The 26,387-nt window shown below is 69.3% G+C and carries 21 protein-coding genes; 7 read left to right on the top strand and 14 right to left on the bottom strand.

From position 1 onward, the window contains the following. Window positions 1-29: 29 nt before the first annotated feature. Entirely contained in the window at window positions 30-1,079 is a 1,050-nt protein-coding gene (locus tag ACGFI6_RS09720; RefSeq protein ID WP_393116786.1) for a GNAT family N-acetyltransferase, read from the bottom strand. A gap of 180 nt (window positions 1,080-1,259) precedes the next feature. Beyond that, window positions 1,260-2,708, bottom strand: a complete 1,449-nt coding sequence (locus tag ACGFI6_RS09715) for an MDR family MFS transporter (protein ID WP_393116784.1) — start codon at window positions 2,706-2,708, stop codon at window positions 1,260-1,262. 121 nt (window positions 2,709-2,829) lie between these two features. Here ACGFI6_RS09715 and ACGFI6_RS09710 point away from each other — a divergent pair, with 121 nt between their 5' ends. After that, window positions 2,830-5,082, top strand: a complete 2,253-nt coding sequence (locus ACGFI6_RS09710) for an NACHT domain-containing protein (RefSeq protein WP_393118096.1) — start codon at window positions 2,830-2,832, stop codon at window positions 5,080-5,082. Here the strand turns inward: ACGFI6_RS09710 and ACGFI6_RS09705 are convergent. After that, complete coding sequence (locus ACGFI6_RS09705) at window positions 5,058-6,176, bottom strand: MFS transporter (RefSeq protein ID WP_393116782.1); 1,119 nt, start codon at window positions 6,174-6,176, stop codon at window positions 5,058-5,060. The two genes, ACGFI6_RS09710 and ACGFI6_RS09705, sit on opposite strands and share 25 nt — an antisense overlap. 54 nt (window positions 6,177-6,230) lie before the next feature. On the opposite strand from ACGFI6_RS09705, the gene ACGFI6_RS09700 reads away from it, so the two are divergent. Then, complete coding sequence (locus ACGFI6_RS09700; protein WP_393116780.1) at window positions 6,231-6,962, top strand: AraC family transcriptional regulator; 732 nt, start codon at window positions 6,231-6,233, stop codon at window positions 6,960-6,962. On the opposite strand, the gene ACGFI6_RS09695 is transcribed toward ACGFI6_RS09700, so the two are convergent. From ACGFI6_RS09695 to ACGFI6_RS09655, 9 genes are all read right to left on the bottom strand, one after another. Beyond that, on the bottom strand, window positions 6,935-7,546 hold the full coding sequence (locus ACGFI6_RS09695) for a TetR/AcrR family transcriptional regulator (RefSeq protein WP_393116778.1): 612 nt from the start codon (window positions 7,544-7,546) through the stop codon (window positions 6,935-6,937). The two genes, ACGFI6_RS09700 and ACGFI6_RS09695, sit on opposite strands and share 28 nt — an antisense overlap. Before the next feature lie 5 nt (window positions 7,547-7,551). Beyond that, window positions 7,552-9,108 carry an AMP-binding protein gene (locus ACGFI6_RS09690; protein WP_393116776.1) on the bottom strand — a complete coding sequence of 519 codons (1,557 nt, stop codon included), beginning with the start codon at window positions 9,106-9,108 and terminating at the stop codon, window positions 7,552-7,554. Window positions 9,109-9,123: 15 nt separating this feature from the next. Continuing rightward, window positions 9,124-10,281 carry an acyl-CoA dehydrogenase family protein gene (locus ACGFI6_RS09685; RefSeq protein WP_393116775.1) on the bottom strand — a complete coding sequence of 386 codons (1,158 nt, stop codon included), beginning with the start codon at window positions 10,279-10,281 and terminating at the stop codon, window positions 9,124-9,126. Then, window positions 10,278-12,374, bottom strand: a complete 2,097-nt coding sequence (locus ACGFI6_RS09680; protein ID WP_393116773.1) for a biotin carboxylase N-terminal domain-containing protein — start codon at window positions 12,372-12,374, stop codon at window positions 10,278-10,280. Before ACGFI6_RS09680 ends, ACGFI6_RS09685 begins: the two co-directional genes overlap by 4 nt. A 62-nt stretch (window positions 12,375-12,436) precedes the next feature. Beyond that, entirely contained in the window at window positions 12,437-13,972 is a 1,536-nt protein-coding gene (locus ACGFI6_RS09675) for an acyl-CoA carboxylase subunit beta (RefSeq protein ID WP_393116771.1), read from the bottom strand. A 71-nt stretch (window positions 13,973-14,043) separates the two neighbouring features. Beyond that, window positions 14,044-15,177 (bottom strand): acyl-CoA dehydrogenase family protein, encoded by a 1,134-nt coding sequence (locus tag ACGFI6_RS09670; RefSeq protein WP_393116769.1) that lies wholly within the window; start codon window positions 15,175-15,177, stop codon window positions 14,044-14,046. Further along, a complete protein-coding gene (locus ACGFI6_RS09665) occupies window positions 15,174-16,883 on the bottom strand; it encodes an acyclic terpene utilization AtuA family protein (protein ID WP_393116768.1) in 1,710 nt (569 codons plus the stop codon). The genes ACGFI6_RS09670 and ACGFI6_RS09665 overlap by 4 nt, the downstream gene beginning before the upstream one ends. Then, window positions 16,880-17,668 (bottom strand): TIGR03084 family metal-binding protein, encoded by a 789-nt coding sequence (locus ACGFI6_RS09660; RefSeq protein WP_393116766.1) that lies wholly within the window; start codon window positions 17,666-17,668, stop codon window positions 16,880-16,882. The genes ACGFI6_RS09665 and ACGFI6_RS09660 overlap by 4 nt, the downstream gene beginning before the upstream one ends. A 144-nt stretch (window positions 17,669-17,812) precedes the next feature. Next, window positions 17,813-18,925: an FAD-dependent monooxygenase gene (locus ACGFI6_RS09655; RefSeq protein ID WP_393116764.1), complete on the bottom strand. Its 1,113-nt coding sequence runs from the start codon at window positions 18,923-18,925 to the stop codon at window positions 17,813-17,815. Window positions 18,926-19,036: 111 nt separating this feature from the next. On the opposite strand from ACGFI6_RS09655, the gene ACGFI6_RS09650 reads away from it, so the two are divergent. Next, the gene (locus ACGFI6_RS09650) at window positions 19,037-19,780 is read left to right on the top strand and encodes a GntR family transcriptional regulator (RefSeq protein ID WP_393116763.1); all 744 of its coding nucleotides are present in this window, start codon (window positions 19,037-19,039) and stop codon (window positions 19,778-19,780) included. Between the two features lie 4 nt (window positions 19,781-19,784). On the opposite strand, the gene ACGFI6_RS09645 is transcribed toward ACGFI6_RS09650, so the two are convergent. Then, entirely contained in the window at window positions 19,785-20,060 is a 276-nt protein-coding gene (locus ACGFI6_RS09645) for a LysE family translocator (RefSeq protein ID WP_393116761.1), read from the bottom strand. A gap of 183 nt (window positions 20,061-20,243) precedes the next feature. Here ACGFI6_RS09645 and ACGFI6_RS09640 point away from each other — a divergent pair, with 183 nt between their 5' ends. Beyond that, window positions 20,244-20,879 carry a hypothetical protein gene (locus tag ACGFI6_RS09640; RefSeq protein WP_393116759.1) on the top strand — a complete coding sequence of 212 codons (636 nt, stop codon included), beginning with the start codon at window positions 20,244-20,246 and terminating at the stop codon, window positions 20,877-20,879. On the opposite strand, the gene ACGFI6_RS09635 is transcribed toward ACGFI6_RS09640, so the two are convergent. After that, window positions 20,847-21,932 (bottom strand): glycoside hydrolase family 172 protein, encoded by a 1,086-nt coding sequence (locus ACGFI6_RS09635; RefSeq protein WP_393116757.1) that lies wholly within the window; start codon window positions 21,930-21,932, stop codon window positions 20,847-20,849. The genes ACGFI6_RS09640 and ACGFI6_RS09635 overlap by 33 nt on opposite strands. 128 nt (window positions 21,933-22,060) lie before the next feature. Here ACGFI6_RS09635 and ACGFI6_RS09630 point away from each other — a divergent pair, with 128 nt between their 5' ends. Genes ACGFI6_RS09630 through ACGFI6_RS09620 form a run of 3 tightly spaced genes read left to right on the top strand, consistent with a single transcriptional unit; the run spans window position 22,061 to window position 26,380 of the window. Then, the gene (locus tag ACGFI6_RS09630) at window positions 22,061-24,709 is read left to right on the top strand and encodes a hypothetical protein (RefSeq protein ID WP_393116755.1); all 2,649 of its coding nucleotides are present in this window, start codon (window positions 22,061-22,063) and stop codon (window positions 24,707-24,709) included. Window positions 24,710-24,740: 31 nt separating this feature from the next. Then, window positions 24,741-25,715 (top strand): N-acetylglucosamine kinase, encoded by a 975-nt coding sequence (locus ACGFI6_RS09625; protein WP_393116754.1) that lies wholly within the window; start codon window positions 24,741-24,743, stop codon window positions 25,713-25,715. Beyond that, window positions 25,712-26,380: an N-acetylmannosamine-6-phosphate 2-epimerase gene (locus tag ACGFI6_RS09620; RefSeq protein ID WP_393116752.1), complete on the top strand. Its 669-nt coding sequence runs from the start codon at window positions 25,712-25,714 to the stop codon at window positions 26,378-26,380. Before ACGFI6_RS09625 ends, ACGFI6_RS09620 begins: the two co-directional genes overlap by 4 nt. Window positions 26,381-26,387: the final 7 nt, after the last annotated feature.

Here is a 26,387-nt window from a genome sequence, read left to right as displayed (position 1 = left end):
ACCCACCGCAAACTTCTTTCCGCAAACCCTCAGATGTCCGCTTCGGGTCCGCCACAGGACCGGACCTGAGCAGCGGGGTTGGTGGTGTAGACAGCGAAGGGGGCGTTGGGTTGTACGTCGGGGGAGGTGGCGGTCCAGCCTTCGGCGTGGATTTGGCCGGCGTACTGCATGCCGAGGCGCTTCATGACCGCTTGGGAGGAGGTGTTGACCTGCTCGGTGAAGGCGATGACTGATGAGGCGTGCAGGGTGTTGAACGCGTAGTCCAGGCCGGCGCGGCCGAGTTCGGTGGCCAGGCCGCGGCCGCGGGCGGACTCGACGAAGGCCCAGCCGAGCTCCAGGCGGTCAGCAGCCCACTCCGGTCCGACCAGGGCGGTGATGGCGTCGGCTGTCGGTGCGTCGGACGGGATGCGGGACAGACCACCGCGGCCGGCGAGGGCGCTGGTGTGACGGTCGTACGCGATCCACTTGTTGACAGCGTCACGCTCCCACCCCGCTTGGTGAGTCGCGACCTGGGCGGCTGCGGCGTCCGGTGAGAGCGTCCTGTCGTACCAGCGCGCCACCCACGGGTCCGCGAACACACGCTGCAGGTCCGGTGCATGTCCGGGGAGGACGCCGTTCGGGCCGGTGATCGGTTCGAGCCGAAGGTGGTCGGTGAAGCGGGTACGGATCGCGTGCGCCACCAGGTCGCGCAGGCGCCGGTCGCCGTCGGTGCGATTGACCATCAGCAGATCCAGGTCGTCCGGCCCGGCCCACGCGGAGGCGTCGTGCTTGCCGGCCTCGAGACGCGGGCGGGTCAGGTCGCCGTCGACGGTGACGAGGTAGTCGACCTCGCGCCGTACGCGGCCCTCCCACTCCCACTCCCAGTCCGCGACCGTCCAGACGATGTCGCGGACCTTCCAGCCGGTCTCTTCCTCGACCTCCCGCGCGAGCGCATCCTCCGGCGTCTCACCCGCCTCGAGGTGACCCCCGACGATGTCCCAGATCCCCGGCAACAACCGGCGTTCCGCAGTACGCCGTTGCAGATACACCCGATGCTCCGAGTCCCGAATCAGCGCACCCACACAATCAACAGCCCGCATCCCGCCAACCTAGCCTCACGCCCGGGTTTCATCTCAGCGGTTATCGCAGCAGGTGGTGGGTTGGCCCACCGCATGCACCGAGGCGAACCCACCAGCTCGGCGGTCAACCCCTGAGCTGGTGGGTTCGCGGGAGGGGTCGGGGGTTGTGGGGAGCCCGGGGTGTTTGTGCGGGGCGAGAGCTCAGCGGAGCGGGCGTTCGGTGATGCGGTTGGGCATGAAGAGGACGGCGACTACGAGTAGGAGGGCGGCTGCGGCGGCTCCGTAGTAGACGTCGTGGATCGCGGGGGCGAGGGTGCCGGCGGGGACCTTTTCGAGGTCGGCGTGGTCGTCGCCGAGGCGGGCCGCGACGACGCCGTTCGCGACCGCGCCGAAGATCGCGACCCCGACCGCGCTGCCGACCGAGCGGGAGAACATGTTCGCCCCGGTCACCACGCCCCGCGTCTGCCAGTCGACGGACGACTGCGCCGCCACGACCGACGGCGATGCGGAGAAGCCGAGACCGATCCCGATCACGAAGCACGCCGCGGCCAGATGCAGTACGGAACTCGTGGAGCCGACCGTGAGCAGGATCCCGGAGCCGAGGACGACGATCAGCGCGCCCATCAGCATCGTCGTCCGGAACCCCACGCGCAGATAGATCCGGCCCGCGAACGACGCCGCGATCGGCCAGCCGAGCGTCATCGCCGCGAGTGTGAACCCCGCGACGAGCGCCGACGTACCGAGGACGCTCTGCGCGAACAGCGGCACGTACGTGGACAGCCCGATCATCAGCAGCCCGATCAGCAGTGCGGCCGCGTTCGCCGAGTTCAGAACGCGCTGCCCGAGCACCCACAGCGGCAGGATCGGCTCGGCGGCGCGGCGCTCGACCAGTACGAACGCGATCAGCAGGACGACCGCGGCGGCCAGGATCGCGATGCTCGTCGGCGAGGCCCAGTCCCACATCACGCCGCCCTCGAGCAGCCCGAGCAGCAGCAGCGATCCGCCGACCGCGAGCAGGATAGCGCCGGCGTAGTCGATCGTGTGACCGGTCTTCTCCGCGACCTTCTCCTCGAACCGGCGGACCAGCACCCACGCTGCCGCGAACCCGAGCGGGATGTTCACGAAGAAGATCCAGCGCCACGAGATGTAGTCCGAGAAGACACCGCCGAGCGTCGGTCCGACGAACGACGAGATCCCCCAGACGCTGGCGACGTACCCCTGGACCTTCGCGCGCTCCGCGACCGTGTAGATGTCGCCGATGATCGTCATCCCGATCGGCTGGATCGCGCCCGCGCCGAGTCCTTGGACCAGCCGGAACGCGATCAGCGCCGGCATGCTCCAGGCGAACCCGCAGAGCACCGACCCGAGCAGGAACAGCCCGACGCCGACGAGCATGATCGGCTTCCGCCCGCGCTGGTCGGCGAGCTTTCCGTAGATCGGCACCGACACGGCCTGCGCGAGCAGGTAGATCGAGAACAGCCAAGGGAACTGGGTGAAGCCGCCGAGGTCGGCCACGACGGACGGTACGGCGGTGGCCAGGATCGTCGCGTCGATCGCGACCAGCCCGACGCTCAGCATCACCGCCAGCAGGATCGGCCCGCGCTCCGACCGGAGCCCCACATCCGCCCGGCCGATCCGCTGAGTAGTCATATCGCTAGTCAATGTATGTGATCTGACAACAATTCCCCTACGCGGCGATCGCCTGCTGGACCGCGGCGTCCATGGGCTGCAGACGGTGGGCTCACGGACGGTTACGCTCCGGGGCGTGAGGATGCGGACGCTGGTGAATGCTGTCGTGCTGGTGGTGTCCGTGTCGCTGACGCTGGTGCTGCTGCCGATCGCGATCAACGTCGGCACCGGCGGCACCGCACCCGCGTTTCTGGAGTCGTACGTCGGATGGGTCTGGCCGCTGATCGGCGTGCTCTGGGTGCTTGTGATCGGGACCGCGCTGCTCGAGGTACGGAACCGCCGCCGGCCGCGCCTGTCCAACCGTGGTGCGGACCTGCCGCGGAACCGGCTGAACGCGCTCGACCGCATCGACCGGTACCTGTCCGAACGCCGCGCCGGCTCGCTCGCCTCGCGGACCCGGATCGCCCTGGAGCTCGACGGCCAGCCGGACGCGGTCCGTGCGTTCGACCTGCTTGTGCAGCCGCTGAACAAGTCTGCCCGGCGGATCCCGCACGGAGAGGACATCGCGACGGTCTTCGACGAGCTCGAGGACAGCATGCTGGTCCTCGGCGCACCCGGTGCCGGCAAGACCACGCTGCTGCTCGACCTGGCCCGGCGGCTCGCTGCGCACGCACATGCCGACCAGGACCACCCCATCCCGGTCGTGGTCGACCTGGCCGGCTGGGACGCACAGTCGTCGCACCGCAAGGACGACGACCCGAACGACAGCGCTCTGCTGGCCGGCTTCGTCCGCTGGCTCCTTTACGAGGTGAGCGACCGGTACCGGATTCCGCCGGGTGTCGGCCGTACGTGGCTGCGCGCCGGCCGGCTGGCGCTGCTGCTCGACGGACTCGACGAGATCGCCGAGTCGAACCGCGCCAAGCTCGAACCGGTCCTGAAGGAGCTGCGCCACAACTACGAGGTCAGCCAGCTCGCGGTGACCTGCCGGACGCACGACTACGAACGCCTCCCGCGTCAGCTCAGCCTGTTCGGCGCCGTGCACATCAGACCGCTCACGAGGCAGCGGGTGCTCGACTACTTCGCGACGATCGGGCCGGCGCTCGACGGGGCGCGCGCCGCGATCGAGCAGGACGACGAGCTGTGGGACCTGATCAGCTCGCCGCTGATGCTCAACGTGATGACGCTCGCGTACCAGGGCCGGGCGCCCGAGGACGTCGTGGCCGGCGGAGTCGCCGACCTGCGCCGCGAGCTGTTCGACACGTTCGTCTGCGAGGTCCTGGCCCGCAACCGCAAGATCGGCAGGCAGTACGACGCCAAGACTGCAGTACGGCGCTTGTGGTGCCTGGCCTGGTGGACGCGCAGTCGCGCCGGCGACCGTACTGCCGTACCGCGCTGGATGACGCCGGACGGCTGGTACGGGCTACCGCTGCCCGAGGTCGACTACCTGACACATGCGGTGTGCCTGCCGGCCCTGTTCGGAGCACTCAGTGCAGGTGCGACGCTGATGATGCTGGCGCAGTACGGGGTACTCGCCGGGCTGTCTGTCGCGGGCGCAGCGCTGGTGCTCGTACACCTGCTGCCGCACCCGTGGCAGCAGGTGAAAGGCCACGGGCCGCGACAGGTGATGCTGTACGTCCTGATCGTCCTCACAGGTACCGCCGTGACCATCGCCATCACAGGTGCCGCCCTGGGGCTGGTGGAACTACTCACCGCCAAGCTGGCACTAGCCATTGAGGCCGTGTTGGTCGCAGGTGCGTACGGTGTCGAGCTGATCGTGTTCCACGACAACAGGCGGCGGTTGCTGGTCGGTGTCCGACTGCTGGCAGTGCTGGTCGTCAGTGCGGTCGTACTGCACTTCGGTGACGCCGGTCCGTTCGCTTCTGGCATCGCGATCGGGCTGCTGGTTGCCCAGGGCATCCGTATGGTCAAGTCGCTGCCGACAGACCACCTGTCCGCTACAGAGATCGCGGACACCTGGCGGATGGACGTGTGGGTTGCTGGGGGTGCAGTGGGCGCGTTCCTGATCGCACTGGTGCTGGGCGCGGACCTGTCGTCGCCGCAACTGGAGGCGGTCGCCGGAATCGTGGTCGGGGCCGTTGCTGCGAAGGCCTGGCGGCGCCGACCACCTGTGCTCGCCGGACCGCTGTCCCGGTGGTTGCACGACCTCCTGCTGCACTGGACCGGGTACCTGTCCTGGCGGCGCCGGGCGTTCCTGCAGTACGCCGCCGACCGCTACGTACTCGCACGCACCGGGCACAGCCAGTACGCCTTCATCCATCTACTCGTTCGCGACCACCTGGCGGAGTGCACGCCGGACGAGTTGGCAGCCAAGGTGGACCGCCGGATCGCGGAGCGGGAGCAGGAACGCGGTCACGCGGGCTCCTTGAGCGCGTAGCCGATCAGGCTGCTGAACAGCGCCAGGGCGATCAGCGGGCTGAGTGCGAGCCGCAGCGAGTTGTGCTCGGCGATCGTGCCGAGAATCGGCGTCGCGACGCCGCCGATGCTGACCGCGAGTCCGAGCGTCATGCCGCCCGCCGTACCGACGCGGCCCGGGAGGAAGTCCTGGCCGAGCGTGACATGCAGCGAGAACGGGATCGACATCGCGATCGCGGTCAGCGCCAGGAAGCCGAAGAAGGCCGGCCCCGGGACGAACACCAGGCACGCGAGCGCCGGCGCTGCGACCGCGTACGACGTGCGCAGGGTGCGAATGCGCCCGTACCGGGTCGCGAACCGCCCGCCGAGCAGCGTTCCGAGCGCACCGGCTGCGAACAGTACGAACAGGGCGATGCCGCCCGTCGTCGTACCGCCGCCGACGCGCTGCCCCGCGTACAGCGCGATGAACGTACCGAGGCCGACGAACACGATCGACCGGCAGACCATGATCACCGACAACCGCAGGAACGACGGCCAGTCGTCGGTGCCCTCGGACCGGCCGCGGACAACGGCGTCGGTGACGCGGGAGCGGATCGCCCACGAGGTGATCGCGGCGCCGGCCAGTGCCGGTACGACTAGTACGGGCGTGAGCGCCAGCCCGCCCGCGGCGATGATCGGCGTGACCAGTACGGGCGCCATTGCGAAGCCGAGGTTGCCGCCGACCGAGAACCAGCTCATCCCGACGTGGCTGCCGCCGCTGACGATCCGCGCCATTCGCGCCGCCTCCGGGTGGTACGCCGCGACGCCGAGCCCGGACAGCGCCGCCGCGAGCCACATCAGCCAGTACTGCTGCCCGACGCCGACCAGTGCGATGCCGAGCCCGGCCGTGGTCATCGCGACCGGGATCAGCCAGGTGAGTGGACGGCGATCCGTCAGCACGCCGAACACGGGCTGGACCACCGACGACAGCAGGGTTGCGGCGAGCGTGATGCCGGAGACCGCGACGTACCCGAGGCCGCGCTCGGCGACCAGGAACGGGACGAGCGCCGGTACGCAGCCCTGGTAGATGTCCACGCACGCGTGGCCGGTCGCCATCAGCCCGATTGATCTCCGCACCTATCGATCGTCGCCGGGCCGACCACTGTCCGGCTTCCGATAAGATGCCAACTGATGCCGGAAACCCGCCAACGTCCCGCGAACACCGGCCACCGGCCGATCAAGGCCGGCGGCGGCATCGAACCGCACTGGCACGACCGCCACCAGATCGTCTACGCCGGCCGCGGCGTCCTGTCCGTCACGACCGATGCCGGCAGTTGGGTGGCGCCGGGCACTCGCGCGATCTGGGTCCCGGCCGGCACCGTCCACCAGCACCGCGCGTACGGCGAAACCACGCTGCACACAGTCGGCCTGACCGAGAACCCTCTCGACCTGGACGCGCCGTCGGCCCTGGTTGTGAGCCCTCTGCTCAGGGAGCTGATCCTCACCTACACCGCTGAGGAGAAGGCGGAGTCGGCGGAGTGGCGCCGCCTGCGCGGTGTGCTGCTCGACCAACTGCGGCGGTCCCCGCAGCGGCCGACCTATCTACCCACGGCGAAGGACGCTCGTCTTGCCGCGGTCTGTGAGCTGCTGCGGAGCGACCCCGCGGACAACCGCACCTTGACGGAGCTCGGGCGCGAGGTCGGTGCCAGTGAGCGGACCCTGAGCAGACTGTGCAAGGCCGACCTGGGCATGACGTTCCCACAGTGGCGTACCCAACTCAGACTGCATGAGGCGCTCAGACTGCTCGCCGAAGGACATTCGGTGACGCAGGTGGCGCACGCGTGCGGCTGGGCGTCGACGAGCGCGTTCATCGACACGTTCCGGCGGGCATTCGGTCACACGCCAGGGTCGCGCAGGGCCTGATCGAGGATCCGGCTCCACTGGCGGACGATGCCGCGCCGCCGGGTGCTGTCGTCGGTCAGCAGGTCCGCGAGCCCGAGCCCGCGCGCCAGGTCCAGCACGCCCTGCACGGTCTCGCGTACGCCCGGCGTCCGCTCGCTGACGTCGAGCACCTCCAGCAACGCGCGGTGCGCCTGCCGCCCCACGTGGGCTTCCAGCCGCACAATCTGCTGCCGCAACGGCTCCTCCGTCGACGCCGCCACCCACAGATGGAGCGCCGCCCGGAACAGTGGCCCTGTGTAGACGTCCGCCAGCATCGCCACGATCGCCTCAGTACGCCCCGAGCCGCTCGGCAACCGCGCGGCCTGCGCGCGGATCTCCGCCAGCCGCACCTCGGTCATGTACTCGACGGCGGCCGCGAACAGATCCGCCCTGGTCGGGAAGTGGTGCTGCGCCGCGCCCCGCGACACCCCGGCGCGCGTTGCCACCACACTGACCGTTGTGGCGGCGTACCCGACCTCGGCGAGCGACTCGAGCGCAGCCTCCAGCAGCCGCTGCCGGGTTGCCCGCGAACGGTCCTGCTGCGGTGCCTTCAGCGCTTCACTCATGGGCCTCACTCACGGGCCGCCTCGCGGGCTCGCAGCTCGCGCCGCAGGATCTTCCCGGACGCCGCCTTCGGCACCGCGTCGATGAACTCCACCTGCCGGATCTTCTTGTACGGCGCGACGCGCGCGGCGACGTACTCCATCACGTCGGCCGCGGTCAGCTCGACACCGGGCATCGGCACCACGAACGCCTTGGGCACTTCGTTGCCGTCCGCCGTGACGCCGATCACCGCGGCGTCAGCGATCCGGTCGTCGCCGAGCAGCACGGCCTCCAGCTCCGCGGGCGGCACCTGATAGCCGTGGTACTTGATCAGCTCCTTCACCCGATCCACGACGTACAGATAGCCGCGGTCGTCCACGCGGCCGATGTCGCCGGTGTGCAGCCAGCCGTCCGCGTCGACGGTGGCGTCGGTCTCGGCGGGCCGGCCGAGGTAGCCCTTCATCACCTGCGGCCCACGGATCCAGATCTCGCCCTCGTCCGCATCGTTGCCATCGGCACCGACCAGGCGCTGCTCGGTCGACGGGAACAGCTTCCCGACAGCGCCCGCCGGCGGCGCCGGGTCGTCCTGCGGTACGGCGTGCGTACCGGGCGAAAGCTCCGTCATTCCGTACGCCTGCAGGACGGCGTGCAACCCGAGCCGCTTCGCGCATGCCTCGGCGAGGTCCCCGTCGAGTGGTGCCGCCGCGGACGTCACGTACTTCAGCGCGGACAGATCGACCCCGTCGACGGCAGGGTGCTTCGCCAGCGCCAGTACGACCGGCGGCGCGACGAATGCCCGCGTGATCCGCTGCTCGTCCAGCGTGGTGAGGAACTGTTGCAGGTCGAACTTCGGCAGTACGACGACCGTTGCGCCGAGCCGCAGCGGCAGGTTCATCAACACCGACAGCCCGTAGATGTGGAAGAACGGCAGGATCGCGATGATCCGCTCGTCCTGCTCGAGCGTGATCATCACCTCGGCCTGCGAGATGTTCGTCGCGATGTTGCGGTGCGTCAGCATCACGCCCTTGGCCGCGCCGGTGGTGCCGCTCGAATACGGCAGTACGGCGACGTCCTCGGCCGGATCGATCGTGACGACAGGCTCCGGAGCCGTCGACGCGAACAACTCCTGCACCGAGCGATACCCCTCGGCCTGGTCGCAGACCAGGATCTGCTCGACGCCGGTGCCCTCGACCGCCGCCGTCGCGACCGGCAGGAACAGCGATATCGTCACCAGCAACTTCGCCTTCGAGTCGATCAACTGTTTGTGCAGCTCGTCCGCGGTGTAGAGCGCGTTCACCGTGGTCACGGTCGCGCCGGCGCGGGTGGCGCCGTAGAACACCACCGGGTACAGGATCGTGTTCGGGCTGTACAGCGCGATCACGTCGCCGTGCCGGATGCCGAGCTCCGCCAGGCCGGCCGCGACCCGGCGGGTCAGGTGGTCCAGCTGGGCGTAGCTGAGCTCCTGGCCGGTGACGCCGTCGACCATCGCGGGCCGGTCGCCGAACTCCTGGGCTCTGCCGAGCACGGCGTCGTGGATCGGTACGTCGAGGACCTCGACTGGCGGAAACTCGCTGGTGATGATCATCGGCCCAGGCCTTTCTCAGTAGGACTTCGGCAACCCGAGGCTGTGCTGCGCGACGAAGTTGAGAATCATCTCCCGGCTCACCGGCGCGATCCGGGTCGCACGGGACGCCGCGACGAGCGATGCGACGCCGTACTCGACAGTCATACCGTTCCCGCCGAGCGATTGCACTGCTTGATCGGTGGCCCGTACGGCGACCTCCCCGGCCGCGTACTTCGCCATGTTCGCGGCCTCGCCCGCGGCCAGGTCCTCGCCCGCGTCGTAGAGCGCGGCGGCCTTCTGCATCATCAGGCGGGCCAGCTCGAGCTCGATCTTGATCTGCGCGAGCGGGTGCGCGAGGCCCTGGTGCGCGCCGATCGGCTGCTTCCAGACCTGACGTTCCTTGACGTACGCGGTCGCCTTGCCGAGCGCGTGCCGCGCGATGCCGATCGCGAACGCGGACGCCATGATCCGCTCCGGGTTGAGGCCCGCGAACAGCTGCATGAGCGCGGCGTCCTCGGAGCCGACGAGCGCCTCACGCGGCAGTTGCACGTCGTCGAGGAACAGCGCGTACTGCTTGTCCGGGCTGATCAGGTCCATCTCGATCTGCCGGAACTCCACGCCGGGCGCGTCGGTCGGGACGATGAACAGCGCCGGCTTCAGCTTGCCGGTCTTTGCGTCTTCCGTGCGGCCGACGACGAGGACCGCCTTCGCCACATCGAGCCCCGAGATGAAGACCTTGCGCCCGGTCAGCGACCAGCCGTCGTCGGTCCGGCGGGCGGTGGTGGTGATCTGGTGCGAGTTCGAGCCGGCGTCGGGTTCGGTGATCGCGAACGCCATCACCGTCGTGCCGTCGGCGAGACCGGGCAGCCAGCGCTGCTTCTGCTCGTCGGTGCCGAAGCGGGAGATCACCGTGCCGCAGATCGACGGCGAGACGACCATCATCAGCAGCGGGCAGCCCGCGGCGCCGAGCTCTTCGAGCACGATCGACAGGTCGGCCATCCCGCCGCCTCCACCGCCGTACTGCTCGGGGAGGTTCACGCCGAGGTACCCGAGCTTGCCGGCCTCCAGCCACAGCTCGGTGGTGTGACCGCCCGTACGGGCCTGCTGGTTGAACCACTCGTAGCCGTACTTCTTCCCGAGCTCGCCGACAACCTTCCGCAACTCCCGGCGTTCCTCGGACTCGACGAAGCTCATATATCCTCCCCAACCACGGCCAGTACTGCGCCGACCTCGACCTGTTCTCCGGCTGCCACCTTCAACTCATCGACCACACCGTCTGCCGGCGCGGCGATCGTGTGCTCCATCTTCATCGCCTCCAGCCACAGCAGCGGCTGTCCTTGTTTCACCACGTCACCGACCGCGACCCCGACGCGGATCACCGTCCCGGGCATTGGCGCAACCAACGACCCAGCAGCGACCAGCTGCGCCGGATCCGTGAATCGCGCAACAGGCATGAGCGTCACGGATCCGAGCGACGAGTCCACGCACACGAGCGGCCCAATCGTCGGGGTACGTCCGCCGTACGCGGCGACCTCGAACACCCGCCGTACACCGTCGACCTCGAGCACCACCCGCTCGGAGGTGCTGTCGAGGAGCTTGATGTTGCCGTCCGCAACCAACCCGTCGCGGGTCAGCCGGTACGCCACCTCGTGCACGACATCACCCACGCGATAACTCTTCCGCTGCGGCTGCGACGCCAGATTCCGCCACCCACCCGGCACCCGCACAGGCAAACCGGATGGCGCTGCGGTAACGTCTGCCTGCCGGCCGGCACCGCCCGCATCCCGCCCTGCACCGCCCGCCTGCCGGCCCGGAACGCCCGCCTGGCGTGCGGCGGCGTCTGCGAGTGCGGCTGCGAGCGCCGACACCTGCACCACGTCGTCGCCGACCGATGAGCCCACGCCGTGCGTGTCGAAGAACGCGGTGTTGGTGTCGCCCGCGAGGAACGCCGGATGGCGCAGGATCCACGCCAGCAGATCGCGGTTCGTCCCGACCCCATGGATCTTTGCGCGATCCAGCACGCCCGCGAGCCGCCGCGCCACCGCAGTCCGCGAAGGCCCGTACGCGACCACCTTGGCGAGCATGGCGTCGTAGTACGGGGTGACCTCCGACCCATCCTCGACGCCGGAGTCCACGCGGAGCCCCACACCGCGGCTTTCCGGAACTTTTTCGCCACCAGGTGCAACATTTCTTCCGGAAAGCGCCGCATCGCCGACCTGGAAGCGGTGCAGACGGCCGGTTTGGGGTTGCCAGTTGTTTAGGGGGTCCTCGGCGTAAAGGCGTACCTCGATCGCGTGACCGATGGTTGGCGGCGGATCGGGTGGGAGGTGCTCGCCCGCGGCGACGGCGAACTGGAGTTCGACCAGGTCCAGTCCGGTTGTCTCCTCCGTCACCGGGTGCTCGACCTGGAGACGGGTGTTCATCTCGAGGAAGTAGAAGTTGCCGTCCTCGTCAGCGAGGAACTCGACGGTGCCGGCGCCGACGTACCCAATCGTGGCCGCAGCCTTTCGTGCCGCGTCGAACAACCGCGGGCGCATCGAGGGGATCCGCTCGACCAGCGGGCTGGGCGCCTCCTCGACGACCTTTTGGTGCCGGCGCTGGATCGAGCACTCGCGCTCGCCGACCGCCCAGATCGTGCCGTGCTGGTCGGCCATTACCTGTACCTCGATGTGCCGGCCGGCCGCCAGGTAGCGCTCGCAGAACACGGTCCCGTCGCCGAACGCAGACAGCGCCTCCGCCGACGCCGCGTCGATCTCGGACGCGAGGTCGGCGAGCCGCGACACCACCCGCATCCCGCGCCCGCCGCCGCCGGCCGACGCCTTCACCAGCACCGGCAGGTCGTCCGCCGACACCTGCGCAGGCGTGAGCTCAGCCAGCACCGGTACGCCGGCTGCAGTCATCAACTTCTTCGCCTCGATCTTCGACCCCATCGACGAGATCGCATCCACCGGCGGCCCGATCCACGTCAGCCCCGCGTCGATCACCGACCGCGCAAACGCAGCGTTCTCCGACAAGAAGCCATACCCCGGATGTACGGCGTCCGCCCCCGCCCGCAACGCAGCCTCAACGATCAGGTCGGCACGCAGGTACGTCTCACCGGGTGTGTTGCCCAGCAGATGCACGGCAGCATCCGCCTCGTCCACGAACGGCATCCGCGCGTCGGCAGTCGAGTAGACCGCAACCGTGCCGAGACCGGCGGACCGCGCAGTGCGGAAGATGCGCCGAGCGATCTCACTCCGGTTGGCCACCAGGACCGACGCGAAGGAGTGGGGGGTTGGCAGGCGCATGGCCGGAGTGGACGGGGTGGACGGGGGCGGTGTGGAGGGGGTGGGGGGTTTGGGCATTTGTGTCACATCCTGAAGACGCCGAAGGTGGAGGTGCCTTTGACGGGGGCGGAGTGGATGGCGGACAGGGTGATGCCGAGGACTGTTCGGGTGTCGCGGGGGTCGATGACGCCGTCGTCGTAGAGCCGGCCGGACAAGAACATCGGCAGCGATTCCGTCTCGATCTGCCCCTCGACGTACGCGCGCATCTGCCGGTCGCCGTCCTCGTCGTACGGCATGCCCTTCGCCTCCGCGGCCGCGCGCGCGACGATCGACAGCACGCCGGCGAGCTGCTGCGGCCCCATCACCGCGGACTTCGCGGACGGCCACGCGAACAGGAACCGTGGATCGAACGCGCGCCCGCACATCCCGTAGTGCCCGGCGCCGTACGACGCGCCCATCAGGATCGAGATGTGCGGCACGGACGAGTTCGAGACCGCGTTGATCATCTGCGCACCGTGCTTGATGATCCCGCCCTGTTCGTACTCCTGCCCGACCATGTAGCCGGTCGTGTTGTGCAGGAAGATCAGCGGCGTGTTCGCCCGGTTCGCCAGCTGGATGAACTGCGCCGCCTTCTGCGACTCCTCGCTGAACAGCACCCCGCGCGCATTCGCCAGGATCCCCACCGGGTACCCGTGCACCGATGCCCACCCGGTCGCCAGCGACGACCCGTACAACGGCTTGAACTCGTCGAACACCGACCCGTCCACCACCCGGGCGATCACGTCCCGCGGATCGAACGGGATCTTCAGATCACCTGGCACGATGTCCAGCAGCTCGTCCGGCTCGAACAGCGGTTCGTCGTACGAGGGCGCGGCGGCCGGACCGAGCTTGCGCCAGTTCAGCCGGGAGACGATCTGCCGCCCGAGCCGGATCGCGTCCTGCTCGTCGACGGCGAAGTAGTCCGCGAGGCCGGACTGCCGTGCATGCATCGACGCGCCGCCGAGCGACTCGTCGTCCGCGTCTTCACCGGTTGCCATCTTCACCAGCGGCGGCCCGGCGAGGAACACCTTCGCGCCGCCGTCGACCATCACCACGTGGTCGCTCATGCCGGGGATGTACGCGCCGCCGGCGGTCGAGTTGCCGAACACCAGCGCGATCGTCGGGATCCCCTCCGCGGACAGCCGGGTCAGATTCCGGAACATGGCGCCGCCGGGGATGAAGATCTCCTTCTGGGTCGGCAGGTCCGCGCCACCGGACTCGACCAGGCTGATCACCGGCAGCCGGTTCACCCGGGCGATCTCGTCCGACCGCAGCGCCTTGCGCAGCGTCCACGGGTTGCTCGAGCCGCCCTTGACTGTCGGGTCGTTCGCGGTGATCAGGCATTCGACGCCCTCGACCACCCCGATCCCGGTCACCAGGCTCGCGCCGACGGTGAAGTCCGAGCCCCAACCGGCCAGCGGTGACAGTTCGAGGAAGTACGAGTCCGGATCGAGCAGCAACTCGATCCGCTCCCGAGCGAGCAGCTTCCCGCGCTTGTGATGCCGCGCGACGTACTTCTCCCCACCCCCCGCGAGCGCCTTCGCATGCTCAACATCTAGCGCAGCTAGCTTCTCTAGCATTGCTCCCCGGTTGCTTGCGTCCGAAGATGTGCGGTCCTGAGCCCTCGGATCTTCGGACGTAACAGAGTCGGTCATGAGGTGAACCCCAGTCGTTTCGCGGCGAGGCTGGTGAGGATCTCGGTGGTGCCGCCGCCGACGGCGAGGATCTTCTGGTCGCGGTACTGACGTTCGACCTCCGCCTCTCGCAGATAGCCGAGCCCGCCGTGCAACTGCAGCGCCTGGTCACATACCCACTGCCCCGCCTCCACCGCGGTGTTCTTCGCGAAACAGGTCTCTGCGATCACGTCCTCGCCCGCGCCGGCCCGCCGCGCCACCTCATGTACGTAGACCCGAGCCACCGCGATCCGCCGAGCCATCTCGGTCAACGTGTGCTGCACCGTCTGCCGCGAAACCAACGGCCGGCCGAACGTCTCGCGCTCCCGGCACCACGCAAGCGTGAGGTCCAGCGCCCGCTGAGCCCCCGCATACGCCTGCACCGCCAACGTCAACCGCTCCGCCACGAAGTTGACCGCCAGTTGCACGAATCCAGACCCCTGAGCCCCCACCAAATTCGCAACCGGCACGCGAACCTCCGTGAACGAAAGCTCAGCCGTGTCCGAGCACAACCACCCCATCTTCTCCAGCTTCCGCGAAACCGCGAACCCAGCCGCCCCGCGCTCAATCACGAGCAGGCTGATCCCGTGCGCTCCAGGTCCATCGGTACGGACTGCCGTGGTCACGAAATCCGCCCGGCATCCTGAGGTGATGTACGTCTTCGCACCATTCACCACAAACGCATCGCCCTCGCGGCGCGCCGTCGTACGAAGAGAAGCCACATCCGACCCACCATCAGGCTCCGTGATCGCCAGCGCCCCGATCAGCTCCCCGTCCAACGTTGGACGCACCCACCGATCGACGTGCTGCTCGTTGCCCTCAGCAATGATGTGCGGCAATGCGATCCCACAAGTGAGCAGCCCGGCGACCAGACCCCCGGAGCCACCCGCGTAGTGCATCTCCTCCACGACGGCGATCGCGTCCAGGAGCGACCCGCCGCCACCACCGACCGCCTCCGGAAACCCGACGCCGAGCAGCCCGAGCGCGCCCGCCTTCTTGTGCAGGTCCCGCGGCAGCTCACCGTCTCGCTCCCACTGGTCCAGGTGCGGCAGCACCTCCGCGCGCATGAATCGCCGTACGGACTCCCGCAGCGCATGCTCTTCCGCGTTCACAGCAGGACCTCAGGTACGTCGACGTACCGCGACCGCAGCCACTCGGCGACGGCCTTCGCCTGCGGGTCGAACCGGGCCTGTGCGGCAACGCCTTCGCCCAAGAGGCCCTCGACGACGAAGTTCACCGCCCAGAGGTTCGGCAGCAGGTGCCGCGTGACGGTCAGCGGCTGGGTCTCCGGCAGGAGCTGTTTGAACAGCTGCACGGTGAGCGCGTGCGCGAGCCAGCGCCATGCCTTCTCGTCGCGGACCCAGACGCCGACGTTCGCGTCGCCGCCCTTGTCTCCGGACCGCGCGCCCGCGATCCGGCCGAGCGGAACCTCGCGGGTGCGCGGCGGCCCGCTCGAGAGCTGCAGCAACGGCATCGGCTCCTCGATGTCCTCGACCGGCTTGAGCCGCTGGGTCCGCGCCGCCGGCTTGATCACGTGACGTGCCCCGTCCGGGAGTACGACGACGTGCTCGACCTCGTGAATGTCGACGTACCCGGCCCGGAACACGCCGTACGGCGAACCCTCGCCAGGCGGCGCCGTGACGTGGAACCCGGGGTAACTCCCCAGCGCCAACTCCACCGCGGCACTGCTGAACGCGCGGCCGACGACCTTCGGATCCGGGTCCTTCACCGCGCACCGCAGGAAGACGCTCGCCTCCTCCTCGGTCCCGGCGTTCGGCTTCTCGGTCCAGGCCAGCGTCCACTTCAACTCGGTCGGCCGCTTCGGCAGCGCCTGCTCCAGTTGCCGCTGCACCAGCTCGGCCTTCTGCTCCAGCTGCAGCCCGGTGAGCACGAAGTCGACCTCGTTGCGGAACCCACCCACCCTGTTCAGCGACACCTTGTACGTCGGCGGCGGGGCCTCACCGCGGACGCCGGAGATCCGGATCCGGTCCGGACCGTCGTCCGACAGCTCGATCGTGTCGAGACGCGTCGTCACATCCGGACCCGCGTACCGGGCGCCGGTGATCTCGTACAGGAGCTGCGCCTTGACCGTGTCGACGGTGACCGCGCCCCCGGTGTTGTCGTGCTTGGTGATCACGCTGCTGCCGTCCGCGTGGATCTCCGCGATCGGGAAGCCGGGGCGGCCGAAGTCGCGGATCTCGGTGAAGAACGCGTAGTTCCCGCCGGTCGCCTGGCAACCGCACTCGATCACATGCCCGGCGGCGACGGCACCGGCGAGTTCGTCGTACTGCGTCGGCGTCCAGCCGTGATGCGCCGCGGCCGGCCCGACGATCACCGATGCGTCGGTGACCCGCCCGGTCACCACGACGTCCGCGCCGGCCCGCAACGCCTCCGCGATCCCCCAGGCGCCCAGGTAGGCGTTGGCGGTCATCGGCGTACCCAGGCCGAGCTCCTCGGCCCGGGGCAGGAGGTCGTCTCCTTCGACGTACGCGATCTTCGGATGCAAACCGAGCTTGCCGGCCAGCTCGTCGATCGCCGCCGCCAGACCGGAAGGGTTCAGCCCGCCTGCATTGCTGACGATCCGGACGCCCCGGTCGAGCGCCTCGCCCAGCCCGGTCTCGAGCTGCCGGAGGAACGTCCTGGCGTAGCCCAGGCCTGGATCCTTCAACCGATCGCGCCCGAGGATGAGCATCGTCAGCTCAGCCAGATAGTCACCCGTCAACACATCCAGCGGCCCGCCGGTCAGCATCTCCTGCACTGCGCTGAACCGGTCGCCGTAGAACCCGGACGCGTTGCCGATGCGGATCGGTTCGGTCATGCGAACTGCCCCGGCCGGCGGCCCTTCCCGGGCAGACCGGCGAACGCCTGGATGATGCCGAGCCACTCCTCGACATCCGCGCCCGTGGCCTCGATCGACAGGTCGTCGCGGTGCCGGCGTTGCGTCGCGAGCAGGCAGAAGTCGACCGCGGGAGCACTCACCCGCTGGGTCGCGTCCGCTGGCCCCCAACTCCACTCGTCACCGTCCGGCCCGGTGAGCTCGACGCGGAACTGGTCCGCGGGCGGGGTCCGATCGTTGAGCAGGTACGCGAAGTCCCGCGTACGGACCGCGAGGTGGGCGACGTGCCGCAGCCGGTTGCTCGGTTGCCGCCGGACGCCGAGCGCGTCGAACACGTCCTGCCCGTGCGCCCACGTCTCCATCAACCGCGCGGTCGCCATCGACGTCGGGCTCATCGGCGGCCCGTACCAGAGCACCTTCTCGCCGGCCGGCACCCGCTTGAGTGCATCGGTGACCTCGGCGCGAGCCTCCCGCCAGTACGTCAGGAGCTGGTCGGGCGGCAGTGCGGCGGTCTCCGCGGCCCCGTCGTCGACGTACGTCGTGGGGCTGGCGGCGGCCTTCTGGAGCAAGGCCTTGAACCCAGCCGGATCGGTCGCGGCCAACTCGCTCGCCTCGTCCGTCCAGGCCAGGTGTGCTATCTGGTGGGCGATCGTCCAGCCCTCGGCCGGGGTCGGAGTAGACCACTCCTCCGCGGCCAACCCGGCGACCAACCGGTCCAGTTCAGCACTCTCGGCCCACAGGTCCGCCAGCACTTCGTCCAGTTGCACGCTGCACTCCCTCGCGCGAGTCCTTCGTGCAGCCGAGCGTCCCACGGCCCAGGAAAAGAATCAAGCGTGCTTGTTTTTGCCGAGCTGTACCGCCACGCAGGCAGAAGTCCCGTTTCGGCCCCCAAAACGGCCTGAAAACCGGGGTTATGCCTGCGTGGCGATCCGAGGTGCGTCCCAGTCGGCCCATTGCGCGGTCGCCTTGCGCCACGCGGCCGGGGACACCAGGCGGGCCGCGGTGAGGAGCGCGAAGTGCCGGAACGCGTTGGTGTCGGAGTTGCGGGCGATGCTCGCTCGGGCGGCCGCCATCATCGGGTGCACCCGGGCGCGGCGTTCGCGGTCGTAGCGGGCGAGGTCGTCGGCGTTCGCGGCGAGCACCACGGCGTCCTCGAGTGCCTGGCAGGCGCCTTGCCCGAGATCCGGGGTCATCGCGTGCGCCGCGTCACCGAGCAGCACGACCCGGTCCTTCACGAACGTCGGTACCGGATCGATGTCGAGCATGTCGTTGTGCAGCACCTGGTCCTCGGGCGTCGCGGAGACGAGTTCCGGGATCGGGCCGTGCCACGACCCGATCCGCCGCAGTACCTCGGCGCGGTCGTCGGCGTACAGGATGTTGGGCCGCGGCTCGTTCGCGGTCAGGAACCAGTAGACGCGCTCCCCGGGCAGCGGCAGTACGCCGACCTGCTCGCCACGCCCCATCGTCAGCGACTCCTGCACCGGCCACACCGATCCCGACGGCGTCACACCACGCCAGACCGTACGGTGCTGGAACACCGCGTCCCCGGACCACAACGTTCGACGAGTCACGCTGTTCACGCCGTCGGCCGCGACCACGAGATCGGCCCGCAGTTCCTCGCCCGCGCAGGTGACGGTCCCGTCGGTCGACACCGCGGTCACCTCGGTGTCCGTGTGTAGCGCCGACTCGGGCAGCGCCTTGCGCAGTACGTCGTGGAGGTCGGCGCGGTGGATCGCGAGCACGCCAACGTCCTCCGGATGGTTCCGTCGCACCCACCGGCCACGCGGCGTCCGGATGTTGCCGCGCGAGATCGTCGGCACGCTGCGGTCCGTGACGTCCAGACCCAGCGCGGCCAGCGCCTTGACCGCGTTCGGCCACAACGTCAGGCCGGCGCCGACCTCGGCGATGACCGGTGCCCGTTCGAGCACGCTCACCGACCAGCCCGCCTGACGCAGCCCGATCGCCGCCGCCAGCCCACCGATCCCGGCGCCGATCACCAACGCATTTCGTTCACCAACAACCATGCGCCGGAGGTTAGGGCATGGCGGCCCACCGAACGATCCAGGGTGCGAGTGGTCTCTTCAACAGCTGTCGAAAGGCTTTCGAAGTGGTCCAGTCGGTGCTAGTCAGGTGCAATGCATGGTTCGCTGCCGGGGAAGGCCGCCGAGATCCGGGCGCTGTTGCTCAGTCTGATCGACACGTTGCCGGAGGGCGCTGCCCTGCCTCCCGAGCGCGAGCTGGCGGCCCGCTGGAACGTCGCGCGGATGACGCTGCGCCGGGCCGTCGACGAGCTGGTGATCGAGGAGTTGCTCGTCCGCCGGCACGGCAGCGGTACGTACACGACCCGTCCGAAGGTGGCGCGCTGGCTCGGGATGATCGGGTTCTCCGAGGACATCCGCCGGCGCGGGATGCGGCCAGGCAGCACGATGCTGGAGTTCCGGCACCAGAAGGCCGAGCGGGCCGCGGCGCGCCGGCTGCGGATCCCGGTCGGCGACGCGATCATCGCGTTCACCCGGCTACGGCTGGCCGACGACCACCCGATGGTGGTCGAGCGCACTACGCTCCCGGCCGCGTACGTCCCCGGGCTGCGCGCCGAGGACCTGAACGGCTCGCTGTACGACCTGCTGACCAGCCGGTACGGCATCGATCTGGTGAGCGCGACGTCGCGCCTCGAGCCGATGATGCCCGACGCGAAGACGGCGGGCTGGCTGGACATCCCGACCACGCAGCCGTGTATCGCGCTGCACGGCATCAGCTTCGACAGCCGCGACCGCGTCTTCGAATACACCTCAGCCGTCTACCGCGGCGATCGCTACGCGTTCACCACCGAACTCCGCACCACCACTCCCTCACCCCGAGCCAACGCCAAGGGCCTTTGACCCGTCACACCGCCGGCCGCTCGATCGCGAGCCCGACGCCGAACACGGTCAGGATCGCGCCACCCACGCGCAGGATCGCGCGGGTCACCCGTGCGTCGCGCAACAACTTGGCGGCGGTGCTGAAGACCAACGCGTAGGTGACCAGCGACAGGAAGCCGATGAACGCGAACATCACGCCGAGAACGAGGGTGTCGACGGGCCGTGCGCCCTGGCCGATGAACTGCGGGATCACGCTGGTGAAGACGATCACGGTCTTCGGGTTGGAGAGGTCGCTGATCACGCCTTCCCGGTACGCGCGCCGCCGGCTGTGCGGCCGGCCGGGAACGGACAGCGCCGCGCCCGGATGACGAGCACCACGGACAGGGCGGAGAAGGCGAGGATCGAGGACATGTCTGCATTATCCGGGTGGTTGACGTGTCATGGGGATTGGTGAGCGGGTCGGGGCGTTACTAGGGTGCTGAGGATGGATCTCGGTACGCCGATCAGCACAGTGGTGCCGTCGCTGGACGGTCCGGTGCTGCTCGTGCTGGCCGCCGCCGAGGAAGGGCTGTCGGGGCGGCAGATCCACAAGCTGGCCGGCTCGGGCAGCGTCGCGGGCGTTCGGCTCGTCCTGCAGCGGCTCGCGGCGACCGGTCTCGTACACGGCGACGACTTCGGCAACTCGTTGCTCTATCGCCTCAATCGCAAACATCTGCTCGCGCCGATCGTCGAGCAGCTCGCGAACCTGCGCAGTACGTTGATCACCCAGCTCGCGGCCGAGATCAGCACCTGGCACATCCCACCGGTCCACGCCGGCGTGTACGGCGCCGTTGCCAGCGGCAACGGCGACTCGGACAGCGAGGTCGACCTCCTGCTGATCCGCCCGGATCACCATGACGCCGACGACACCCTCTGGTCCGCGCAGGTCAGCCACCTGATGCAGTCGGTCGTGGACCTCACCGGCAACGCCGCTCACGTCTTCGAGCTCAGTCAGTCCGAGCTCACCGGCCACCTCGCCGCCGAGGCCCCCATCCTGAACGACTGGACCCACCAGAACCTCCACCTGGCGGGCGTACCGCTGGAATCTCTAGACCACCTCGAGGTAGTCCTTTCCGGGTAGCTCGGGGTACGGCGCATGCGGCTCGGTCTGGTACCAGTACGAGGTCGACGCCAGATCGTCCTGGAGTTGCAGGAAACGTCCGTCGCGGCGCCAGCCGAGCGCCTGGACCGTGACGCGCAGGTCCTCGGTGAAGCGGATCGGGTCCTGGATGTGCCAGCGGTAGAGCCCGAACCGCTGCTGGTTGTCGAAGAACCCGTCCGGCTCGATCACCTGCGGCATTCCGAGGTACGGCGTCGTGAACGTCGCGTACTGACCGGAAGGATGCTCGAAGCCCCACGCGCCACCGAAGTAGTCCTCGGTGCCCGTGCCGCAGATCGTCGGGTACTCGTCGTCGCCGTCGAGGTAGAACTTGAACTCGCCCTCGCCCCACCAGCCGCTGTTGTTCGCACCCCACGCCAGGTACGTCCCGACGTACTGTCCCTGGCCACGGACGCCGTCGAGCAGCGTGTGCACCTCGCCGTACGGGACCGGGTTGCTGCGCCGGAACTGCGCGTGGAAGTACGCCATGTCGTCCGGGACCGACGTCCGGGTGAAGTCGACCTGGTAGAAGAAGTTCGAGACCTCGGTCTCCAGCAGGTTCTCGATCGTGATCCGGGCGCCGCCGCGGAACGGCATCTGCCAGTAGCTGTTGAACCCGCCCTTCGGGTTCACCGCGATCGGCACCGAGCTGACCTGGCAGTGCCGGCCCCAGCCGTTGCAGAAGAAGTCGCCGAGCGGCACCTCGACCGACGGCGTCTCCTCGCCGTCCCAGTACATCCTCAGGACCAGCGAACGCCAGGTGTTCGAGTCGACGGTGATCCAGAAGTGCGTGATCGCGCCCGAACCGTCGATGTCCGCGAGCGTCGTGGTCGACTCGGGGGCGAGGTTGACGCACGGCTGGATCTTCCAGCCCGGGCCGAGGTCGCGGGCCTGCCGGGACAGGATCCCTTCGGTCGCCCGCGCGCCGCCGGCCTTGGCGCCGTCCGGGTTCTCCGCGCTGATCGAGTAGGACTGCGCGGACGACAGCCGCGCCAGATTGCCGAGATGGAGGTCGAGACCGTTGAAGTCACCCATACCGGACGACCCTAAGGCGCGGTCGGCGCCGCCACACCCCGTCCGGTGAGACCGCAGGCGTCCGGTTCCGGTCAAGTGGTCTACCCAAGGTGCTTTACCGGCCGCGATTCGTCGGCAACAGTGAACCGGTGCCTGCTTCGTCTGTCGCGCTGATCGGTCCGCCCGGCCCGGCGGCCGCGTTCGCCCCCGCTCTCGACCAGGCCGGTCTCACCTCGGTCCGGTACGACGACCTGCCCACGGACCTCGCCGCGCACCACGCGGTGGTGGTGCTCGCGGGCCGTTACCCGGAGCCGTCGCGGATCGACACGACGACCCTGGCGGAGTACGTGCGGTCGGGCGGGTCCGCGTACGTCGAGTTCGCTCTCGACGACGGTTTCCTGCCTGCCGGTCCGGTACGGGACGCGCACATCGAGCGGATCTTCACGCGCGAGGCGTTCCGGGGCATCGAGCCGCTGAGCATCCTCGACGAGCACCTCTCGCGCGCGCAGGAGGTGGTCGCACCGGCGGGCTCGACCGAGTTGCTCACGTACGGCTCAGTGGCGGGCACGCACAAGGCGGTCTTCGGCCCGCCCGAGCACACCTTCCCGGCTCTCCTCGACGTACGGATCGGCGACGGCCGGTTGCTCTACGCCACAACTGCGCTCAGCCATCACCTTCAGGGCCGCTACAAGCCGGTACGCCGCTGGACGCGCCTGCTGCAGCTGATCGTCGCCGAACTCACGCGCACCGAGGCTGCACCCGACGTCGAGGTCTTCACCGAGCCCCATGTCTGGTCCGCGTCCGGCGAACCGGTGAAGCTCGTCGTCCGCGCAACCACCAAGCCGCAGTCGGACGTCGAGCTGATCGAGGTCTCGCCCGGCCGGTACGAAAGTGAACTCGCCGCGCTTCCCGATGGCGAGCACACCTTCGCGGTCGGCAATCACACCACGAGCGTGAGCGTCGGCCCGCGCCCGGAGCGCTACCGGCGGATGGTCGACCGCGGCATCGCCTGGTTCGACAAGGCCGGCATGTTCTACGACGCTCCCGACGGCTCGAACGGCGTCGCAGAGGGTTTCTCGAACGAGATCGGCTTCGACGGCACGCTTCCGTTCCGCCCGGTCCCGCGCGGCGACTGCTACACGCAGACCGCGCACGCGTTCCGGATGTACGCCGACCTCGCCGACTTCCCGCGCGGCCGTACGATCGCCGCGAACCTGATGCGCCGCGTCGTCGAAGAGGAGCAACTGACCGACCGCAACGCGCTGTACGGCGCCTTCGAACCGCGCGGCGCCCGGACCGATCTGACCGCGACCAACAACCTGTTCGCCGACGACGGCGGCTGGATCGCACTCTTCGCGCTGATCTCCGGCGACACCGAGGCCGGCCTGCGCGGCGTCGAGTCCCTGATCCGGACCGCGAACACCGAGCTCGGCCTCCAGGTCGACCCGTGGCGGACCCCGTCGACGCTGATGGTGAAGGGCTGGGACGAGTTCGGCCGCAGCCCGATCGAGGACGGCCTCGACCTCACCTCGCACTGGCAGAGCTCGGCGTTGTGCGCCTACCTCTACGCGTACGGCATCACCGGCGAACCCTCGTACCTGGAGATCGCCGAACGCGGGCTCGACCACATGGCCTCGCACTATCCGCGCGCCCGGTTGGAGACCAGCCGCACCTGCGAGGCCGGCCGCTTCCTGCTGCCGCTCGCCGGCGGGTACTTCTACACTCGTAAACCCCTTTATCTACAGACCATGCTCAAGCTCGCCGAGTACCTGAAGAGCCGCCAGGGCCCCGACGGCGGGTTCGCCGAGTGGGACGGGAAGTGCCCGCCGAGCAACGAGGCGTACGGGGTCGACGAGGCGTCGATCTTCCAGGCCAACGGCGACCCGGTCACCGACCAGCTGTACGGCACGCCCTTCGCGGCCTGGGCGCTGCCGATCGTGCATCAGATCACCGGCGAACCGGTCTTCGAGGAGCTGGCGCACGGCGTTCTCGACTACCTGAGCCGGATCCAGATCGACGATTCGGCCGACGAGCAACTCGACGGCACCTGGCAGCGTGCGTTCGACTTCGACGCCTGGGAGTACTTCGGGTCGAACGCCGACATCGGCTGGGGACCGTACTGCGTCGAGACCGGCTGGTCGGTCGCCCCGAGCCTGATCGCCGCCATGCAGTACCTGCAGGGCAAGCCCTTCTTCCCTGTACCGCAAGCCGACCGGACCGAGCTTGTTGCCAAGATCCGTGCGGAGTTCGCCTCCATCGCGGACGGTGAACTCGCGGAGCCGGCGTTCCATCGCCGCGACGACGGCCGCATCGGACGCACCCAGGCCGGCGTCCACGCGGTCCTCGGCGACCTGCAGGCGGGTGGCGAACCGGTCTGGGCGCGCAACGATCCGGCGAACTCGTACGAGATCTACGTCCGTGGTGCCGACAACCACCTGCACCACACGTACCTCGACGACCGCACCGGTCAGGGCCGCTGGCAACAGATCGGCGACCTCGAGCTCGCCGACGACCCGGTGGTCGCGTTCAACCCCGGAGCCGGCGCGATCGAGGTGTACGCCCTCGGAGCGGACCGCCGGATCCACCACTGCTCGATGATCGACGTCCGCGGCGGTCACACCCCGTGGGAACCTGTCGGTACGCTGCATTTCACCGGCTCACCGGCCGTGATGTACGACGAGTTGCTCGGCAGCGTCCGCCTCGTGGCGAACGACACCGCCGGCCAGGACCGCCGTACCCGGAAAGTGAACCGCTGGCACCTTCCCTGGCAGGACTACTCACACTGGATCACCGCATGACTCTACTTTTGGCCGGGCCTCCGGCGCCGGCGTGGTCACGGGGCTCTTCCTCCCGGTCTTCCCTCGTCGCTCCGGTCGCTTCGCTCTCTCCGCTCCTCAGTCCAGACCGGGAGGCCCCGTGACCTTCATTGCTATTGACGGCGGGCAATCCGCCCTTCGGCTTCGGGTTCTTCCTTCTGGGCGGACTGGTTCCGGGCCCGGTTATACGCACGGGCCGGATGCCGTGCAGAAGTTGCTGGATGCGATCGGGGCCGCTGCGGCCGAGGCTCAGGTGGACGGGCCGGTCGAGGTTGTTGCGCTCGGGCTCACCGGTTATCCGCAGGCGCCCGGTGTTGCGGAGCGGTTCGCCGCGGACGTCGGCGCGTTGCTGGACGCCGACGAGGTGCGGCTGACGCAGGACATGGTCACCGCGCACGCCGGCGCGCTTCCCGACGGGTACGGCGTGGTGGTTGCCGCAGGCACCGGTCTGGTGTGTCTCGCGGTCGACCGCGACGGGACGTGGCGGAAGCTGGACGGCCACGGGTACCTGTTCGGCGATGCGGGCAGTGCGTTCGCGATCGGGCGGGCCGGGCTGGTCGCCGTACAGCGCGCCCGTGACGGTCGCGGGCCTGTCACCAAGCTTGCCGACACCGCGCTCGATCCGGTGACGCTCTACCGTTCGTCGACGCTCGTCGACGATGTTGCCCGGTTCGCTCCCGAGGTGCTGCGGTGCGCTGCCGAGGGCGATCCGGTCGCGCACGAGCTCGTCGTACTCGCAGCCAACGACATCGCCGAGACGATCGGCGCAGCGATCGCTCAGCTCGCCGGAGAAGGACCCGCGCCGGTCGCGTGCGTCGGCGGGCTGTTCTCGGGCGCCGGCGAGCAGTTGCTCGCACCGGTCCGCGACGCACTGCCCGCGCGCGCCCAGCTCGTACCCGCGGCCGGGAACTCCCTCGACGGAGCCGAACGCCTCGCCACCGGATCCGCCGGAACGTACGCCGACCTGATTGTGACGCACCGTCGATGAGAACCCTTGCCCCCGGCACCCTGGCGGTGTCCTGCCAAGCAGGTCCCGAGAACCCGTTCTACGGGCCGGCCGGGATGGCGCTGATGGCACAGGCCGCCGAGGCCGGTGGGGCAGGGGCGATCCGGGCCAACGGGCCGCAGGACGTCGCCGCGATCCGCGCGGTGACCGACCTGCCGATCATCGGGATCCACAAGCTCGGTGACCCCGACGGCGTGTTCATCACCCCGACGTACGACGCCGCGGCCGGGATCGTGGCCGCCGGCGCGGACCTGATCGCGCTCGACGCGACGCTGCGCCCGCGGCCCGACGGGCACCAGGTCGCGGAGCAGATCGGCCGGATCCACGCCGAGCTCGGCGTACCGGTAATGGCCGACGTGGACACCCTGGACGCGGGCCTGGCGGCGCGGGAAGCCGGTGCCGACATCGTCGCCACGACCCTGTCGGGGTATACCAATGGCCGTCCGCCGACCGGACCTGACGTCGAACTGGTCCGGCAGCTGGCCGCCAAGCTCGACTGCCCGATCGTTGCCGAGGGCAGGATCCGGACCCCCGAAGACGTCCGCAGCGTGTGCGATGCGGGCGCGTACGCCGTCGTGGTCGGGCACGCGATCACCAACCCGATGGACCTCACCGCCCGCCTGGTCGGCGCGATCCCGGTCCCGTAGACCACGA

The sequence above is a fragment of the Kribbella sp. NPDC048928 genome, assembly GCF_043197975.1.
In the GTDB taxonomy this organism is placed as follows: domain Bacteria; phylum Actinomycetota; class Actinomycetes; order Propionibacteriales; family Kribbellaceae; genus Kribbella.
Note: the sequence above shows the minus strand (reverse complement) of the source record. Positions and strands in the feature narration are given on the sequence as shown.